Source organism: Methylobacterium sp. CM6244, assembly GCF_054817885.1.
In genome coordinates this window covers 5,142,302-5,161,009 of sequence record NZ_CM139247.1, presented here as the reverse complement: position 1 = coordinate 5,161,009, position 18,708 = coordinate 5,142,302, and the positions used below count along the sequence as shown (strand labels likewise).

The following is an 18,708-nucleotide window of genomic DNA, read 5'->3' as shown; positions in this document are numbered from 1 at the left end:
CTCATCGATCCTCCCGGGTGGGCTGCGCCCGGGAGGAGGCAACGCCTCAGGCCGGCACGCGGCCGTCGGGGGTGTAGCGGTCGACGGCCTGCGGCAATTCCCGCGACAGGCGGGACAGCAATTCCTCGCGGGTCAGTCCCGTCTGCTGGGCGAGGGTGGCCAGGATGTCCGGGCCGATGGCCTTTTCGAGGTTCTGGGGCGCGATTTCCTGGTTCGGACCCTGGTTGACCCAGGAGGACGCCGTCTCGCCGTGGCCGTTCTGGGTGAAGCGCTCGACGAGTTCGTTCAAGCCACCGCCGAGGAGGCCGCCCGCGCCCGCATCTCCGAGGGCGCTTCCTAGCTGGCCGAGGATGCCGCCAAGCCCGCTTTGATTGAGGCCGCTCTGGCCATCGGTGACGGCCCCCGGCGTGCCCGGAGCCGTGCTCTTGTTCGAAGCACCGCCCAGGAACTCGGCGATCTTGTCCCTGTTCTGGTAGCCCGCCACGGCGAGCAGGCCCAGCAAGGCGGTCATGGACGGATATCCGCGGCTCATGCGCTGTCTCCCTTGAGGTTTGCCGCCAGCTGATCGGCGAGGCGACGCTCATCAACGTGCATGTGGCGCTTACCGATGCATCGCGCCGCCGGAACGGGCACAATCATGGATCAATGGCGCGCTGCACATAAAACTTCTCTGCCCGGCGGTTGTCCGCCGCGACCCGCGCATTACGTCGCAAGCGAAGCTGTTCGGTGAGGGAACCAGAGCACCGCGGACAGCCTTCTCACCGCAGGCGGGTGCGACTCCGCCGCGAGGTTTCCCAATGAGCGAGATGGCGGTCTGATGCGGCGCACACACGACATGAACTTCGGTGCCGCCATCGCGGCGGATGGCGTGCGCTTCGCCCTCTGGGCACCCACGGCCAAGGACGTCGCCCTCGTGGTCGACGGGGCCGAGCATCCCATCCCCGAGGCCGGTGAAGGCTGGCGCCGCGCCACCGTGCCGAATGTCCGCGCCGGCGCCCGCTACGGTTTCCGCATCGACGGCGACCTCGTCGTGCCGGATCCCGCCTCGCGCTTCCAGCCCGACGACGTGTCGGGTCTCAGCGAGGTGATCGATCCGAAGGCGTTCGACTGGAGCGACGGCGAATGGACGGGCCGCCCCTGGGAAGAGGCCGTCCTCTACGAGCTGCATGTGGGCACCGCCACGCCGGAGGGCACCTATGCCGCCCTGGAGGCCAAGCTCGAAGACCTGACCCATCTCGGGGTCACCGCCATCGAGCTTCTGCCGCTCGCCGATTTCAAGGGTACCCGCAACTGGGGCTATGACGGTGTGCTGCCCTACGCGCCGGATGCCGTCTACGGACGCCCGGACGAGCTCAAGCACCTGATCGACAAGGCCCATTCGCTCGGGCTGATGGTTTTCCTCGACGCGGTCTACAACCATTTCGGCCCGGCCGGGAATTACCTCCACGCCTATGCCAAGACCTTCTTCACCGAGCGTCATCAGACACCCTGGGGCGCCGGCATCAACTTCGACGGCGAGACCAGCGGCGAGGTCGTGCGCGACTACTTCATCGAGAACGCGCTCTACTGGCTGGAGGAATACCATTTCGACGGCATCCGCTTCGACGCGGTCCACGCCATTCTGGACGATTCGCCGAAGCACTTCATCGGCGAGCTCGCCGAGACCATCCGCACCCGGCTACCCGGACGGCACATCCATCTCGTCCTCGAGAACGAGGCCAATCAGGCCCGCTGGCTCGAACGCGACGACAACGCCCAGCCGCTCCAGCACACGGCGCAATGGGCCGACGACCTCCACCATTGCTGGCATGTGCTGCTGACCGGCGAGGATGCGGGCTATTACGTCAGCTTCGCCGACAAGCCGGTGGAGCATCTCGCCCGCTGCCTCGCGGAAGGGTTCGCCTATCAGGGCGAGCCGTTCCCGAGCCTCGACAACCACCCGCGCGGCGAGCCCTCTTCCCATCTGCCGCCCTCGGCCTTCGTCACCTTCCTCCAGAACCACGATCAGGTCGGCAACAGGGCGCTCGGCGAGCGCCTGAGCGCGCTGAGCGACCCCGACAAGCTCAGCTTGGCCAGGGCCGGCTTCCTGCTCGCTCCGCAGATCCCGATGCTGTGGATGGGCGAGGAATGGTCGGCCACGACGCCGTTCCTGTTCTTCGTCGATTTCGCGCCGGACGAGGAGCTCAACAAGGCCGTGCGCGAGGGGCGCCGTCGCGAGTTCAAGAGCTTCGCCGCCTTCGCGGACGACACGTCGGTCATCCCCGATCCCACGGCGGAACAGACCTTCCTCGATTCGAAGCTCGACTGGTCCGAGCCGGAGCGGCAGCCCCATCGCGGTGTCTGGGCCGACACCCGCAACCTGCTGCAGATCCGGCACCAATCCGTCGTGCCCCTGACGAAGACGCAATATCTCGGGGCCGACGTGACCCGGCCTTCCCCGGATTCCCTCGACGTGACGTGGCGCTATGCGGGGGGCACCCTGCGCTTCGTCGCCAATTTCGGCGCGGATCCCCTCGCCGTCGATTCCCATGGAGGTCAGGTGATCTGGTCGAACGGTCATACGGGCAGCGAGATCGAGCTTCCCACCTGGACGGGTATCGTGCTGACGGGAGCCGCCCGATGAGCCGCGATCTCGAACGCCTGGCCGACCTCCTCGGCATCGCATCCGGCTATACCGACGCGTTCGGCCAGCCCGTGGCGACCGATATCGAAACTCGGCGCGGCATGGTCGCTGCCCTGGGCTTCCCGGCGAGCAACGACGACGAGATCGCGAGCAGCCTCGCGGAGGTCGAAGCCGTCCGGCTCGGGCTCGTCCCGTCGCTGAACCCGGTCGAAGCGCGGCGTGCCTCGACGATCCCGCTTCAGGCCGCGGAGGCGCACGGCGCCGTGTCGTGGCGCCTCGTCGACGAGCGCGGCCTCGCGCGGGAGGGGAGGGCGTCGATCACGGGCGCGGGTGAACCCCGTATCGAGTTGCCGCCCCTGACGCCGGGCTACCACCGGCTCACCGTGGCGCTCGGCGAGCGGAAATCGGAAGCCTGGGTCATCTCCGCGCCGCAGCGTTGCTGGCGCCCAGCCGCCTATGCCGACGAGGGCGCGCGGGATTGGGGCCTCGCCGCGCAGCTCTATGGCCTCCGCTCGCCGCACAATCTCGGCATCGGCAGCTACGCCGATGCGGGCCGCGCCGCACGGGATGCCGGCATTCGCGGTGCCTCGTTCCTGGGCCTGAGCCCGGTCCATGCGCTGTTCGAATCGGACCGCAGCAAGATCTCGCCCTATTCGCCGTCCTCGCGATTGTTCTTGGAGACCCTGTTCATCGAACCCGGCGCGTTGCGCGGTTTCACCAATTCGCGTGCCGCCGCGCTACTGGCGGACAAGGCCACCGACATCGCCGGCCTTCAGGCCGCGACCCTGGTGGACCATCCCGGTATCTGGGGCGTGCTGTCCCCCGTGCTGGAGGCGTTCTGGCAGGAATCCCCGGCTCGCGCGGGGCAGGACCCCGCCTTCTCGGCCTTCCGCGAGGAGGGCGGGGCGGATCTCGAAGCGCACGGGACGTTCGAGGCCTTGTCCGCCCATTACAAGGCGCTTGGCGCCTATTGGTCCGGCGACTGGCCGGAGGAGATGCGCCGCGCCGGGACACCGGCCGTGGAGGCGTTCGCGATGGCCCATGCCGAGGCCGTCACCTACCATATCTGGCTGCAATACCTCGCCGATCGCCAATTGGCCGATGCGTCGAAGGCCGCCCTCGAAAGCGGGATGCGCCTCGGCCTCTACCGTGACCTCGCCGTCGGCGCCGATCGCGGCGGGTCGGAAGTCTGGTCGCATCCTGAGCGCTTCGCCAATGGCGTCTCCATCGGTGCGCCGCCGGATCTCCTCGCGCCCAAGGGCCAGGATTGGGGCTTGCCGGCCTTCCACCCCCTTGAAATGGAGCGCAACGGGCTCGCGGCGTTCCGCGCCCTGGTCCAGGCGAACATGCGCCATGCCGGTGCGATCCGCATCGACCACGCGTTCCAGCTCGCCCGGCTCTTCCTCATCCCGATCACCGGATCGGCGAAGGACGGGGCCTATGTCGCCATGCCGTTCGAGCCGATGCTCGCGGTGCTGCGGCTGGAGAGCCACCGGGCCAAGTGCCTCGTCATCGCCGAGGATCTCGGCACCGCGCCGGAGGGCTTCTCCGACGCGCTGATGCAGGCCGGCATCCTGAGCTACCGCATCCTCGCCTTCGAGCGCGAGCATGGCGGCCGGTTCAAGGGACCCGGCGCCTATCCGCGCGATGCGCTGACGGCGATTACCACGCATGACCTGCCGACCTTCGTCGGCTGGTGGCGCGGCGTCGATACCGACACTCGCCAGGCGCTGGGCCTCTACGACGCCGAGCGGGCGGAAGCGGAGCGCCGCGAGCGCGTCACCGAGCGCGCCCGCCTCACCGAGGCTCTGGCCTCCGAGCAATTGCTGCCGAGCTACGACGTGCCCGAGACGGCGCCGTTCGAAGCGGCGGCACGCTACCTCGCGCGGGCGCCCTCGATGCTGACGGCGGTGCAGTACGAGGACGTCATCTCGGAACTGAGCCAGGCCAACGTGCCGGGCTCGACGGAGGGCTATCCGAACTGGCGGCGCAAGCTCGACCGCAGCCTGGAGGCCATCGCGGCGCCGGGCGGTCCGCTGGCAAAGCTCGCCGCCGCGCTGTCGGCCGAGGAACGCGGCCCCCGTTCGGGAGCCGCGCGTCTCGCCTCGCCGCCGCCGCGCGCCACCTACCGGCTGCAATTCCACAAGGACTTCACGTTCGCCGATGCCGAGCGGATCGTGCCGTATCTGGCGAAACTCGGCATCAGCCACGTCTATGCTTCGCCGATCCAGAAGGCGCGGCCCGGCTCGACCCATGGCTATGACATCGTCGACCATTCGACGATCAACCCGGAACTCGGCGGCGAAGAGGGCTTCGTCCACTTCTCCGACGTGATGCAGCGGCACGGCCTGAAGCTGCTCCTCGACATCGTGCCCAACCACATGGGCGTCGGCGGGGCCGATAATCCGTGGTGGCTCTCCGTGCTCGAATGGGGCGATCTCTCGCCGCTCTCGCATGCCTTCGACATCGACTGGCAGCGCCAGGGCGCGCGCAACAACCTCGTCATCCCGTTCCTGGGCGATCGCTATGGCGAGGCCCTCGAACACGGCACGCTCGACCTGAAATACGACGCCGCCGCCGGCGCCTTCAGCGTCTGGCATTACGAGCACCAATTCCCGATCTGCCCGCTGCAATATCCGTCGATCCTCAACCGCGCCCTGGCGGCGCATGGCGAGATCGGCGACGATGCGGCGGCAGAAGTTCTGGCCGTCTCCGAGCGGCTGCGGCTGATGAGCGAAGAGACGAATGCGGAGCGCCGCCGGGGCTTCCCGGAGGAGGCCGACGGCCTCAAGCGCCGGCTCGCTGATGCGGTGGAGGCCTCGCCGGCCATCGCGAAGGCCATTGACCGCACGCTGACCCTGCTCAACGGTTTCGAGGGGAGGCCCGACAGTTTCGGGCCGCTCCACCGGCTCCTCGAGCAGCAATCCTACCGTCTCGCCCATTGGCGCGTGGCAGCCAGCGACATCAACTACCGTCGCTTCTTCGACGTGAACGGCCTCGCGGGCCTGCGCGTGGAGAAATCCGACATCTTCCACCGCTCGCACGAGACGGTGTTCCGCCTCATCTCCGAGGGGCGGATCGACGGGCTGCGGATCGACCATATCGACGGTCTCGCCGACCCGCAGGGGTATGCGCGCGCCCTGCAGAGCGCGGTCGGCCCGGGCTTCTATGTAGTAGTCGAGAAGATCCTCGAACCCGGTGAGAAGCTGCGGCCCTGGCCCGTCGCCGGGACCACCGGCTACGACGTGCTGAACCAGCTCGACGGCATCCTGGTGGATCAGGAGAAGCACACCAGGATCACCCGGTTCTATCGCTGGGCCACCGGCATGGACGAGCCCTACAAGGCACAGCTCCGGGCGGCCAAGGCGGAGATCCTCGAGATCAGCTTCGCCAGCGAGCTCGAAGTGCTCACCGCCGACTTGAAGCGGATCGCCGATGCGGACCGGCGCACGCGCGACTTCTCGGTGAACGCCATCCGCCGCGCGCTGATCGAGATCATCGCGCGCTTTCCCACCTACCGCTCCTATCTGCCGGGCGATCTCGACGAGAGCGATGTCGAGGGCGAGGATATCCGCCTGATCGAGGGCGCGGTGGCCAAGGCCAAGCGCTGGAGCGCCCTGCCGGACAGGTCGGTCCACGATTTCGCCTCACAGGCTCTGCTGGGGCGCGTCGATTCCGGCGGGCCGGGGCGGCCCGATCCCGCCGTCATCCTGCGGTTCCGTCGCCGGTTCCAGCAGCTGACCGGGCCGGTCATGGCGAAAAGCCTGGAAGACACGCTGTTCTACCGGTTCTCCGAGTTGCTCGCCCTCAATGAGGTCGGCGGCGATCCGGGCGAATACGGGATCGATCTGGAGCATTTCCACGCGCTCCAGGCGGCGCGGGCCCGCGACTGGCCGAACGCCATGATCACCACGGCGACCCACGACACCAAGCGCGGCGAGGATGCCCGCTCGCGCCTCCTCGCCCTGTCCGAGATCCCGGAGGTGTGGGCCGAGGCCTGGACCATCCTCGGCCAATCGGCCCGGACCCATCTCACCGCCATGGAGGAGGGCCCCGCGCCCGACGCCAACGACCAGTGGATGTTCCTGCAAGCCATCCTGGGCGCCTGGCCCTTGGAATTGCTGGACGGGGACGACGAGGCCGCCATTGCGGAATTCCGCGAACGTCTCGACGCCTATTCCGAAAAGGCCCTTCGCGAGGGCAAGCGCCGGTCGAGCTGGGTCAATGTGGACGAGCAGTACGAGGCGGCGGTCAAGCGGTTCTTCGCCGGCCTGATCGCGCCGGGCGCGAAGTTCATGACGCTCATGCGTCCGATCGCGCGCCGGCTCGCCCATCTCGGCATGATCGCCGGCCTCGGCCGGACGGTGCTGAAGACCACGCTTCCGGGCTTGCCCGACGTGTACCAGGGGACGGAATTCTGGGACTTCTCCTTCGTGGACCCGGATAACCGCCGCCCCGTGGATTACACGGCCCGTGCCGAAGCCCTGAACGGGAGCGCCGACATCGCCGGCTTGCTCGATCACTGGCCGGATGGGCGGGTCAAGCAGGCGACGCTCGCGCGCCTCCTTGCCGACCGGGCGGAGCGACCCAGCTTCTACGCGGATGCCGATCACCTGGCGGTGACCGCAGAAGGCCGGTTGAGCGCCCATGTCATCGCATTCACACGGTCCGATGCCACAAGCGGGGAGGGCGACCTCCTCGTCGCCGTGCCGCGACTCGTCTCCGGCCTCGTCGGCGATGCGGCATGGTCGGGCGAGGCCTTCTCCGGCACCACCTTGCCGGTGCCGGCGGAGAGCCGCTGGGTCGACCTGATGTCGGGGGCCGAGGTGCAGCCGGAGGGAACATCGGTCGATCTCAGCCGGTTGTTCGCGCGTTTGCCCTACGCAGTCCTGAAGCGGATCGCCTGAGCCCGAGTTCGGGACGGCAGCCGAACCCTGAAGGGCGGTCCTCGACGGGGACTGCCCATCCCCACCTCACCCGCCGCCGCGCGGGAGGCTCCTTCGGGAGACGGGGACACGCTATTCAAATGAACGGAGTACGCATGAACGCGCCGAGCCCAGCCAAGATCTCCGCCGCGCGGACCGAAGCCGGAACCGTGGCGCTGCCTGCGGGTCTCGCCCCCCGGGCCGAGGGGCCGCGCATCTACAACCTGTTCCCCCTCCTCGTCGGAAAGGTCTCGGCCTGGACGGCGGAGCTGCCGCGCATCGCCGGGATGGGTTTCGACTGGATCTACCTCAATCCGTTCCACCAGACCGGCGGCTCGCGCAGCCTCTATGCGGTCTCCGACCCGGAAAGGCTCGACGAGCGGTTCCGCGACGATGACGGCACCTCGGACGACGAGCAGATCCGCCGCTTTTGCGCCGCCGCCACCTCGCACGGCATCCGGGTGATGACCGACCTCGTCATCAACCACACCGCCAAGGACGGCCCCCTGGCGCGGGAGCGGCCGGATCTGTTCCTGCGCGACGAAGCCGGCAACATCGAGAGCCCCGCCGCCGTCGACCCGGACGATCCGTCGATCCGCACGGTCTGGGGCGACCTCGCCGAGCTGAACTATCATTCGGCCGGTGCGCGCGAGGAGCTGACCCGGCTCTGGGCCGGCTACATCAACCGGATGCAGGATCTCGGTGTTGGCGGGTTCCGCTGCGACGCCGCCTACAAGGTGCCGCCGGATGTCTGGCGCTCGCTCATCGGCGCCGCCAAGGCGCTGGAGCCCGATTGCCTGTTCGCCGCCGAGACCCTGGGCTGCACCTTCGAGGAGGCCCAGGCCACGGCGGGCGCCGGGTTCGACTACCTGTTCAATTCCTTCGCCTGGTGGGACCTGAAGGCGCCGTGGGCGCTCGAACAATACGACCGCCTGCGCGTGATCGCCCCCTCCATCGCCTTCCCCGAGAACCACGACATGCCCCGCCTTGCGGGCGGGCTTTCCGGTGGGCCGGACGCCATCGCGCGTCGGCTCAAGGCGCGCTACGCCCTGGCCGCGTTCTTCTCGGCCGGCGTGCTCCTGCCCATCGGGTATGAATGGGGCTACCGCCGCGCCCTGCACGTGGTCGAGACCAATCCGGATTCGCGCGAAACCGATACCGGCATCGACATTTCCGGCTATGTCACGGCGATCAACGCCCTGAAGGCCAGCCTCGCCTCCGCCAATGTCGAGGGCGCGCAGTCCCGCATCTCGGCGCCGGATGCGGCCTATGTGGCGCTGCTGAAATTCGACACCGGACACGGTGCCTCCGCGCGCCACGCCACCCTCGTCCTGTTCAACCCTGGCTCCACTGCGGTGGCGGTGGATGCCGGGCCGCTGGTGGCTCGGACGGGCGGCATGCTCGACCGCTTCAAGGACTTCACCCCCGAGGCGGAGCCGATCGAGTTCCTCCCCGGCACGAGCCTCGACCTCGCGCCCGGCGAGATCCGCATCCTCGCCGCCGAGCGGCGGGTGGTGGCAAAGCCCCCCGCTCCCTCCACGCCGTCGGGCGAAGGTCGCGTCGTCATCGAGGCCGTCTCGCCCGAGATCGACGGGGGCCGTTCCCCGGTCAAGCGTGTGGTCGGCGAGCAGGTGGCGGTCTCCGCCGACATCTTCAGCGATGGCCACGAGATCATCGACGCCGCGATCCTGTCGCGCGTCGTCGGCGAGGAGGAGTGGCGCCGAGACCGCATGGTGTTCGTGGACAACGACCGCTGGAGAGGCTCCTTCCCCCTCGAACACAATGCCCGCTACGAATTCACCATCGAGGCTTGGCGGGACGCCTTCTCGTCCTGGATCCGCGACACGCTGAAGAAGCGTGACGCCGGGGTCGACGTGCGCCTCGAGACCATCGAGGGCGTCAGCTTCGTGCAGGGTGCGGCCGATCTCGCCACCGGGCCGGATCAGGCCCGGCTCCAGGCCATCGTCTCGGCCCTCGGGGCGGAGAAAACCGGATCGGCAGCGCAGCTCGATCTCATCCTCGCCCCCGAGACCGCGTCCCTGATCCGCAAGCATGCCGACCGGGTCAACCGCTCGCGCTACCCGGTGAACGTGCCGGTGATCGCCGATCGCCTCGCGGCCCGGTTCTCGGCCTGGTACGAGATCTTCCCGCGCTCGCAATCCATGGACGTGAACCGCCACGGCACGTTCGACGACGTGATCCGGCGGTTGCCCGAGATCCGGGAACTCGGTTTCGACGTGCTCTACTTCACGCCGATCCACCCGATCGGGAAGACCAACCGCAAGGGCAAGAACAACACCCTCACGGCGCTCGAAGGCGATGTCGGCTCGGTCTACGCCGTCGGTTCGGAGGCGGGCGGGCACGAGGCGGTGCATCCCGAACTCGGCACCCTCGACGATTTCCGCCGGCTGGTCGCCGCGAGCCACGCCTACGGCATGGAGATCGCGCTTGATTTCGCGATCCAGTGCTCGCCCGACCACCCCTGGATCAAGAACCACCCGGAATGGTTCGAGTGGCGCCCCGACGGCACGCTGAAATTCGCCGAGAACCCGCCGAAGAAGTACGAGGACATCTCCAACGTCCACTTCTACGGCGGCGCTCTGCCCTCGCTCTGGATCGAACTGCGCGACATCATCATGGGCTGGGCCGAACTCGGTGCCCGCATCTTCCGCGTCGACAACCCCCACACCAAGCCGATCCCGTTTTGGGAATGGATGATCGCCGAGGTGAATGCGCGCTATCCCGACGTCATCTTCCTCGCCGAGGCCTTCACCCGGCCGAAGATGATGAAGAAGCTCGCCAAGGCCGGCTACCAGCAGAGCTACACCTACTTCACTTGGCGCAACACGAAGCAGGAGCTCATCGACTACTCGACCGAGCTCGCCGGCGAGATGGGCGAGTATTACCGGCCGAATTTCTTCGCCAACACGCCGGACATCAACCCGGTCTATCTCCAGACCAGCGGCCGGGCCGGATTCATCGTGCGGGCGACCCTGGCGGCGACTCTGTCTTCGGTCTACGGCATCTATAACGGCTTCGAGATGTGCGAGGCCGCGCCGTATCCTGGCAAGGAAGAATATCTCAATTCAGAGAAATACGAGCTGAAGGCCTGGGATTACCATGCGCCGGGCAACATCCGCGCGCACATCATCAAGCTCAACCGCATCCGGCAGGAGAACCCGGCGCTCTGGGACTTCCGCAACATCACCTTCACGGCGGCCTATAACGACCAGATCGTCGCCTACGCCAAGGCGACGCCCGAGGGCGACAATTGCATCTTCGTGATGGTCAATCTCGATCCGAAGAACCGTCAGGAATGCACCTACGAGGTACCGCTCTGGCTCCTCGGAGAGCCCGACCACGGCGCCGTCGAGGTGGAGGACCTGCTGCTCGGCTACAAGTTCGAGCTGCGCGGCAAGTCCCACCGCATCGCCCTCGATCCGGCGGAGCGGTCCGTCATCGTCTGGCGGCTGCGCGCACCCCAGCGGGTTGCGGAGTAGCCGCCCGCGTGTCAGCACAAAACTTCGAGTTTTCAGCCGTCCGTCGCGTTGTCGCCCAGAAGCTGGTGCCAAAGCTGCGGCCGACGCGGCCAAGCCCTTCGTTTCGGCGAAGGGCGCGCGCCGCGAAGCCGAACACGCCCTTGAACCCGACGCATGAGGCAACGACGCGATGATCGATCGTAGCGATCCGCAATGGTACCGTGACGCCATCATCTATCAGATCCACGTCAAGTCGTTCTTCGACTCGAACAATGACGGGATCGGCGATTTCGAGGGCCTGACGCAGAAACTGGATTACGTGCGGGACCTCGGCGTCACCGCCATCTGGCTGATGCCGTTCTATCCGTCGCCCCTGCGCGACGACGGCTACGATATCGGCGATTACCGCGACGTGAATCCGTCCTACGGGACGATGGAGGAGTTCCGGAAGTTCGTGGAGGCCGCGCATGACCGTGGCCTGCGCGTCATCACCGAGCTCGTCATCAACCACACCTCGGACCAGCATCCCTGGTTCCAACGCGCCCGCGAGGCGCCGGCCGGCAGCCCTGAGCGCGATTTCTACGTCTGGTCGGACACCGACACGCCGTATTCCGACACGCGCATCATCTTCCTCGACACCGAGACCTCGAACTGGACCTGGGACCCGGTCGCCAAGCAGTATTTCTGGCACCGGTTCTACAGCCACCAGCCCGACCTGAACTTCGACAACCCCGCTGTGTTGGAGGGCGTGATCGAGGTCATGCGCTACTGGCTCGACATGGGCGTCGACGGCCTGCGGCTCGACGCGATCCCCTACCTGATCGAGCGCGACGGCACGAATTGCGAGAACTTGCCGGAGACCCACACGGTCATCAAGGCGATCCGCGCCGCCCTCGACGCGAGCTATCCCGACCGCATGCTGCTGGCGGAAGCCAACCAGTGGCCGGAGGAAACCGCGCAGTATTTCGGCGACGGCGACGAATGCCACATGGCGTTCCACTTCCCGCTGATGCCGCGCATGTACATGGCGATCGCCCGCGAGGACCGGCACCCGATCACCGACATCATGCGCCAGACCCCGGAAATCCCCGAGGGATGTCAGTGGGCCATCTTCCTGCGCAACCATGACGAGCTCACCCTCGAAATGGTCACCGCCGAAGAGCGTGACTATCTCTGGTCGTTCTATGCCGCCGAGCGCCGCGCCCGCATCAATCTCGGCATCCGCCGCCGTCTGGCTCCGCTGTTGGAGAACGACCGCCGCAAGATCGAGCTGATGAAGTCCCTCGTCCTGTCGATGCCCGGCACGCCGGTGCTCTACTACGGCGACGAGATCGGCATGGGCGACAACATCTATCTCGGTGACCGCGACGGCGTGCGCACCCCGATGCAATGGTCTCCGGACCGTAACGGCGGCTTCTCCCGCGCCAACCCGGCCAAGCTTTTCCTGCCCTCGGTGCAGGACCCGATCTACGGTTTCGACGCGATCAACGTCGAGGCGCAGACCCAGTCGCAGACGAGCCTGCTGAACTGGACGCGCCGCATGATCGCGATCCGCAACAACTCGGTCGCCCTCGGGCGCGGCGGCATGCAGTTCCTGTATCCGACCAACCGTAAGGTGCTGGCCTGGATCCGCGAGTTCGAGGGGGAGCGCGTCCTCTGCGTCGCCAACCTGTCGCGCGCGCCGCAGGCCGTGCAGCTGGACCTGTCCGAGTTCCGTAGCGCCGTGCCGATCGAGTTGACCGGCGGTTCGGAATTCCCGGCCATCGGCGAGTTGCCCTACCTGCTGACCCTGCCGTCCTACGGGTTCTACTGGTTCTCCCTCAACGCCGCGAATGCCGGGGAGATCGGCCCGCAGCCCGAGACGCCCGAACTGTTCACCCTCGTCCTCACCGGCGGGGTCGAGACCCTGATGGCCGGGCGCGAGCGGACCGCCTTCGAGCGCACCGTGGCGCCCCGCTTCATCGGCACCCGCCGCTGGTTTGGCGCCAAGGGAACCCGCATCAAGTCGGTCTCGGTGATCGACAGCGCCACCCTCAAGGATGCCGGCGGGTTCACCCGCTTCCTGCTGCCGCGCGTGGCGGTGCATCTCGCCAATGGCGAGCGCCAGGATTACTTCGTGCCCCTCGGGGTCGATGAGGGCCGCGAGGACGAGACGCTGCTGTCGCACGCGGTCGCCCGCGTCCGTCGCGGACCGCGCACGGGCCTCCTGTTCGGGGCTTCCGCCTCGCCGGCCTTCTCGGTCGCCCTGATCGACGGCATGCGCAACGGCGTCGAGCTACCGACGGAGACCGGCAAGCTCGTCTTCTCCCATACCTCGGCCTTCGATCGCGACGTCGCCGTGGATCTGGCGGAAGTCCGCAGCCTGAACGCGGAGCAGAGCAACACCTCGATCGCCATCGGCTCGAAGATGATGCTCAAGCTCCTGCGCCGCATGCAGACGGGGGTGCATCCCGAGATCGAGGTCGGCCGGTTCCTTACCGAGCAGGCGGGCTTCGCCAACACTCCGGCCCTGCTCGGCGTCGTCGAGCATGTGGACGGGGACGGGACGCGGACGGCGCTCGCCGTGCTCCAGGCCTTCGTGCCGAACCAGGGCGATGCCTGGACCCTCATGCTGGAAGGTCTGCGTCGCGACTTCGATACCGTCGTGCTCGCTCCCGAGAGCGAGGCGCCGGATCCGACCGAAGCCTTCGCCCCGCATCTGCGCTGGGCCGAACTCCTCGGCCGCCGCACCGCCGAGCTCCACAACGCCTTCGCCATCGAGACCGACGACCCGGCCTTCGCGCCCGAGCCGTTCACGCATGACGATCTGCGCGACCTCGGAGAGGATGCACGCCGGATGGGCGAGAGGGCCTTCCGTGCCCTCGACGCCCTGGCGGGCCGCACCTCCAGCACGGCGATCACCGAGCTGGCCGGTCGCCGCCGCGAAGTCGAGTTGTTGATCGAGGACATGACGTCGCGTCCGCCGGTTGGGGCAACGAAGACCCGGATCCACGGAGACTTCCACCTCGGCCAGGTTCTCGCATCCGAGAGCGACCTCATCATCATCGACTTCGAGGGTGAGCCCGCTCGCCCGGCCGATGAGCGCCGCGCCAAGTCGACGCCGCTGCGCGACGTCGCCGGGATGCTGCGCTCCTTCGCCTATGGGGCCGAGACCGTCACCCGCGAGATCGCGGCGCGGTTCGCGGATTCGGAAGACCGGGCTCGCAACGCGTCCATCGCCTGGCGTGGCATGATCGATGCCGCGTTCCTCGATGCCTACCGCGGCGTGGCCTCGACCAGCCGTGCGGCAGTGACCGACCCGGAGACCGAGACGCGGCTGCTCGCGCTCTCGCTCCTGGCGAAGGCGCTCTACGAGGTCGATTACGAGGCCAATAACCGGCCGGATTGGATCGAAATCCCAGCCCGTGGGGTTCTCACAATTCTGGACGACACCAAGAGAGGCGTTTGAATGACGGATATCGACGAGAGCCTGGCGAAGACGTCCGAGCAGGAGCGGAAGCGGTCCGAACGGATCGCGGCCCGCTCGGCCGCGTCGGGGAGTTCCCGCCAGGCCGATGCCGATACGTCGACCGTTCAGGGCGTCCATCCGGACGCGGTCGCCGCTGTGATGAGGGCGGATCACGGCGATCCGTTCTCGGTGCTCGGCCCTCACCAGATCGGCCCCGGCCTCTGGGAGGTGCGCGTCATCCTGCCGGAGGCGAAGTCGGCCTCCCTTCTCACCGCCGGCAAGCGCATCCCGTTCGAGCGGCGTCATCAGGACGGGTTCTACGTCGCCCGGGTCGAGAGCCAGGGACGGCCGCTCTATGAGCTGGCTGTGGAAGGCTGGGACGGTACCGAGCGTCCGCGCCACGACCCCTACAGCTTCGGCTCATCGCTGAATCAGCAGGATATCGACAACCTGCGCGAGATCGGCAGCGACGTGACCTATCGGGTGCTCGGCGCCCAATCCATGGAGCTCGATGGCATCGCCGGGTTCCGCTTTGCGGTCTGGGCGCCGAATGCCCGCCGGGTGAGCATCGTCGGCGATTTCAACGAGTGGGACGGCCGACGCCACCCGATGCGGCTCTGGCAGAATGGCGGCATCTGGGAATTGTTCGTTCCGGGCCTCGCCGCAGGAGCCCATTACAAGTTCGAGATTCGTGGTGCCGACGGCTCCCTGCTACCGCTGAAGGCCGACCCCGTCGCCTTCGCGGCGCAGAAGCCGCCGGAGACTGCTTCCGTGCTCCAGGGCACGAACGCACCCGTCTGGAGCGACGACAAGTGGATGGCGACGCGGGGCGAGAAGGATCCGCGCCACACCGCCATCTCTATCTACGAAGTCCATCTCGGCTCCTGGGCACGCGTCGCCGAGGAAGGAAACCGTTACCTGACCTACAAGGAGTTGGGCGAGCGCCTGATCCCCTACGTCAAGGAGATGGGCTTCACCCATATCGAGATGCTGCCGATCACGGAGTATCCGTTCGACGGCTCATGGGGCTACCAGCCGGTCTCGCTGTTCGCGCCGACGAGCCGCTTCGGCACGCCGGACGATTTCGCGGCCTTCGTCGATGTGGCCCACGAGGCCGGCATCGGCGTGATGCTGGACTGGGTGCCGGGGCACTTCCCCCTCGACGCGCATGGTCTCGGCCAGTTCGACGGGACGCATCTCTACGAACATGCCGACCCGCGCCAGGGCTTCCACCAGGATTGGGGCACCTACATCTACAATTTCGGCCGCACGGAAGTGTCGAGCTTCCTGGCCGCCAATGCCCGGTTCTGGCTCGAACACTACCATCTCGACGGCCTGCGCGTGGATGCCGTCGCCTCCATGCTCTACCTCGACTATTCGCGCCGGCAGGGCGAGTGGATCCCCAACCAATACGGCGGCAACGAGAATCTCGACGCCATCAACTTCCTGCGCAAGACCAACGAGGCGACCTATAGCCACGCGCCGGGCACGATGACGATCGCCGAGGAATCCACGTCCTGGCCGGGCGTGTCACACCCGACCTATACGGGCGGTCTCGGCTTCGGCTTCAAGTGGAACATGGGGTGGATGCACGACACCCTGGAATTCATGTCGAAGCAGACGATCCATCGCCGCTATCACCACCACGACCTGACCTTCGGCCTGCTCTACGCTTTCTCCGAGAACTTCATCCTGCCGCTCTCGCACGATGAGGTCGTTCACGGGAAAGGCTCGCTGCTGGACAAGATGCCGGGTGACCGCTGGCAAAAATTCGCGAATCTGCGCGCCTATTTCGGCTACATGTGGGGCCATCCGGGCAAGAAGCTGCTCTTCATGGGCGGCGAGTTCGGCCAGCAGAAAGAGTGGAACCACAACCAGAGCCTCGACTGGCACCTGCTCGACGATCCTCTGCATCGCGGCGTGAAGGATCTCGTCCGCGACCTGAACCACCTCTACACCTCCACCCCCGCCCTGCATGTGAGGGATTGCGAGGCCGCCGGCTTCCAGTGGCTGGTCTCCGACGACCAGGACAACAGCGTCATCGCCTGGGCCCGCAAGGGCAAGTCACCGGGAGAGGTCGCGGTGGTGGTCTCCAACTTCACGCCGATTCCGCGTGAGGGATACCGGATCGGCGTACCGGAGGCGGGATTCTATCGCGAGGCGATCAACTCGGATTCCGAGCGCTACGGCGGTTCGAACGTCGGCAACATGGGCGGTATCCAGGCCGAAGCCGTGGAGAGCCACGGCCAGCCCTATTCGCTGGTGCTCTCGGCGCCCCCCCTCGGGACGATCATCTTCGTGCGCGAAGGCTGAGATCGGCCTGTATCGTCAGGATGCTATGAGAAAGGGCGCCGGTTCGATGAACCGGCGCCCTTTTGTGTTGGAGGCTGTTTGATCGGATTGCTCAGCAGATGCTGAGGGGAAAGTCGATCATCCAAACCGACCACCTCATCTTGAGGCGCCGGAGCGTAGCGGAGGCCTTGAGGGAGCCCTCCAGAGACCGAAGCGATCCCTGGAGGGCTCCTTCGAGGCCGCTGCGCGGCACCTCAGGATGAGGTAAAGCTTTGGAAGACAATGCAAATCGGCTGTTCGGACGCTAAGATCGGTCGGAGACCGACTCTCAGACAGTCTGGGCGCGGAGACCGCCGCCATTCCCCAAAGCCCGGGCGTAGAGCGCCGAGTAATCCATGGCGGCGCCGTCCCAGGTGAAGGAGCGGGACATGGCGCGGCGGCGCATGGCGTTGAGGCGCTTCTTCTCGCCGAACGTGTCGAGGGCGCGGCGGACGGCGCCGAGGAAACCCGTCTGCGAGGCTTCGCCGAAGGTGAAGCCGGTCACCCCGTCCTCCACCGTGTCGGCGAGGCCGCCGGTGCGGCGCACGATCGGCAGCGAGCCGAAACGCTGGGCGTACATCTGCGCGAGGCCGCAGGGCTCGAAGCGCGAGGGCATCAGCAGGAAGTCGCTTCCGGCGAACATCCGCCGCGCTTCCTTCTCCTCGAACCCCACATGGACCCCGACCGCATCCGGATGGCGGCGGGCGAGGTCGCTGAGCGCGGTCTCGAAGCGGCGCTCACCCTCGCCGATGACGACGATCTGACCGCCCTCGGCCACGATGGTCTCGGCTGCGCTGAGGCTGAGGTCGATGCCCTTCTGGTGGACGAGGCGCGAGACGATGGCGAAGAGCGGGCCGCGCGATACGGCGAGGCCGAACTTCCGGCGCACCGTCTCGGCATTGGCGCGCTTGCCCTTCCAGTCGTCCGCTTCGAACCGAGTGGCGAGGTGGGGATCGGTGCGCGGGTCCCAGCTCTCGTCGATCCCGTTGAGGATGCCGGCGAGGCGGCCCTGGGCGGCGCGCGTGCGGAGCAGGCCGTCGAGGCCGCAGCCGGATTCCGGCATCATGATCTCGCGGGCATAGGTCTCGCTCACCGTGGTGACGTGCGAGGCGTAGTAGATGCCGGCCTTGAGGAAGGAGAGATGCCCATAGAACTCGCAGCCATCCATCTGGAAGGCCCCGTCCGGGATGCCGAGGCGACCGAGGGAATCGCTCGGGAACAGGCCCTGATAGGCGAGATTGTGGATCGTCAGCACGCTGGGGACGCGCTGCCCGGTCCATTCGAGATAGGCGGGGGCGAGCGCCGTCTGCCAGTCGTTGAGGTGAAGCAGGTCGGCCGACCAGGACGGGTCGACCCCGCCGGTGAGCTCCGCAGCCGCGAGGCTGAGGCGCGCGAAGCGAAGGTCGTTGTCGCGGAAATCCCCCTGCGCGTCGCCATAGGGCGTTCCGTCGCGCTGGTAGAGGTCGGCACTCAGGATGATGTAGACCTTGAGGCCGTCCCCGGTTTCGATGAGGCCGAGATCGCAGGGCGGGATGCCGGCATGGCCGCGCAGATGGGCGACGACGGGGATGTGGTCGAACCGGTCCACCACCTGGCGATAGCCGGGGATGAGCACGCGGACGTCGTAATGGCGGCGGAGCGACCGGGGCAGGGCGCCGGCGACTTCGCCCAGACCGCCGGTCTTCACGAAATCCGACATTTCCGGGGTGGCGTAGAGGATGCGCGGCTGGAGCGAGAGGCTCCGGATCACCTCGGCATCGGCCGCGCCGGAGGCGAAAATCGGCGAGGCGAGGTCGGCACTGGAGGTGGTCGTCGCCGGCATATGATGGAGACCTCTAGGGCAGATCGTGCTCTTCGCGATGCACAACTCAAGCCACTGGGTCGGTTAATACTACGTTCAGT

7 protein-coding genes are annotated in these 18,708 nt (G+C 67.2%); 5 read left to right on the top strand and 2 right to left on the bottom strand.

The window, feature by feature from the left end; all coding sequences use genetic code 11:
* Positions 1 to 46 precede the first annotated feature (46 nt).
* Complete coding sequence (locus tag ACYQML_RS24340; RefSeq protein WP_461234303.1) at positions 47 to 532, bottom strand: YidB family protein; 486 nt, start codon at positions 530 to 532, stop codon at positions 47 to 49.
* Between the two features lie 285 nt (positions 533 to 817).
* Between ACYQML_RS24340 and treZ the strand changes: the two genes are divergently transcribed.
* The 5 genes from treZ to glgB all read left to right on the top strand — a co-directional run bounded on the left by treZ (position 818) and on the right by glgB (position 16,788).
* Positions 818 to 2,623 carry a malto-oligosyltrehalose trehalohydrolase gene (gene treZ, locus ACYQML_RS24335; RefSeq protein WP_461234302.1) on the top strand — a complete coding sequence of 602 codons (1,806 nt, stop codon included), beginning with the start codon at positions 818 to 820 and terminating at the stop codon, positions 2,621 to 2,623.
* Entirely contained in the window at positions 2,620 to 7,530 is a 4,911-nt protein-coding gene (locus ACYQML_RS24330) for a malto-oligosyltrehalose synthase (protein WP_461234301.1), read from the top strand. The genes treZ and ACYQML_RS24330 overlap by 4 nt, the downstream gene beginning before the upstream one ends.
* Before the next feature lie 134 nt (positions 7,531 to 7,664).
* Positions 7,665 to 11,048 carry a maltotransferase domain-containing protein gene (locus ACYQML_RS24325; RefSeq protein ID WP_461234300.1) on the top strand — a complete coding sequence of 1,128 codons (3,384 nt, stop codon included), beginning with the start codon at positions 7,665 to 7,667 and terminating at the stop codon, positions 11,046 to 11,048.
* 169 nt (positions 11,049 to 11,217) lie between these two features.
* On the top strand, positions 11,218 to 14,475 hold the full coding sequence (gene treS, locus ACYQML_RS24320; RefSeq protein ID WP_461234299.1) for a maltose alpha-D-glucosyltransferase: 3,258 nt from the start codon (positions 11,218 to 11,220) through the stop codon (positions 14,473 to 14,475).
* Entirely contained in the window at positions 14,476 to 16,788 is a 2,313-nt protein-coding gene (gene glgB, locus ACYQML_RS24315; RefSeq protein WP_461234298.1) for a 1,4-alpha-glucan branching protein GlgB, read from the top strand.
* A gap of 307 nt (positions 16,789 to 17,095) precedes the next feature.
* Here the strand turns inward: glgB and glgA are convergent, their stop codons facing one another.
* The gene (glgA, locus tag ACYQML_RS24310) at positions 17,096 to 18,628 is read right to left on the bottom strand and encodes a glycogen synthase GlgA (protein ID WP_056429248.1); all 1,533 of its coding nucleotides are present in this window, start codon (positions 18,626 to 18,628) and stop codon (positions 17,096 to 17,098) included.
* Positions 18,629 to 18,708: the final 80 nt, after the last annotated feature.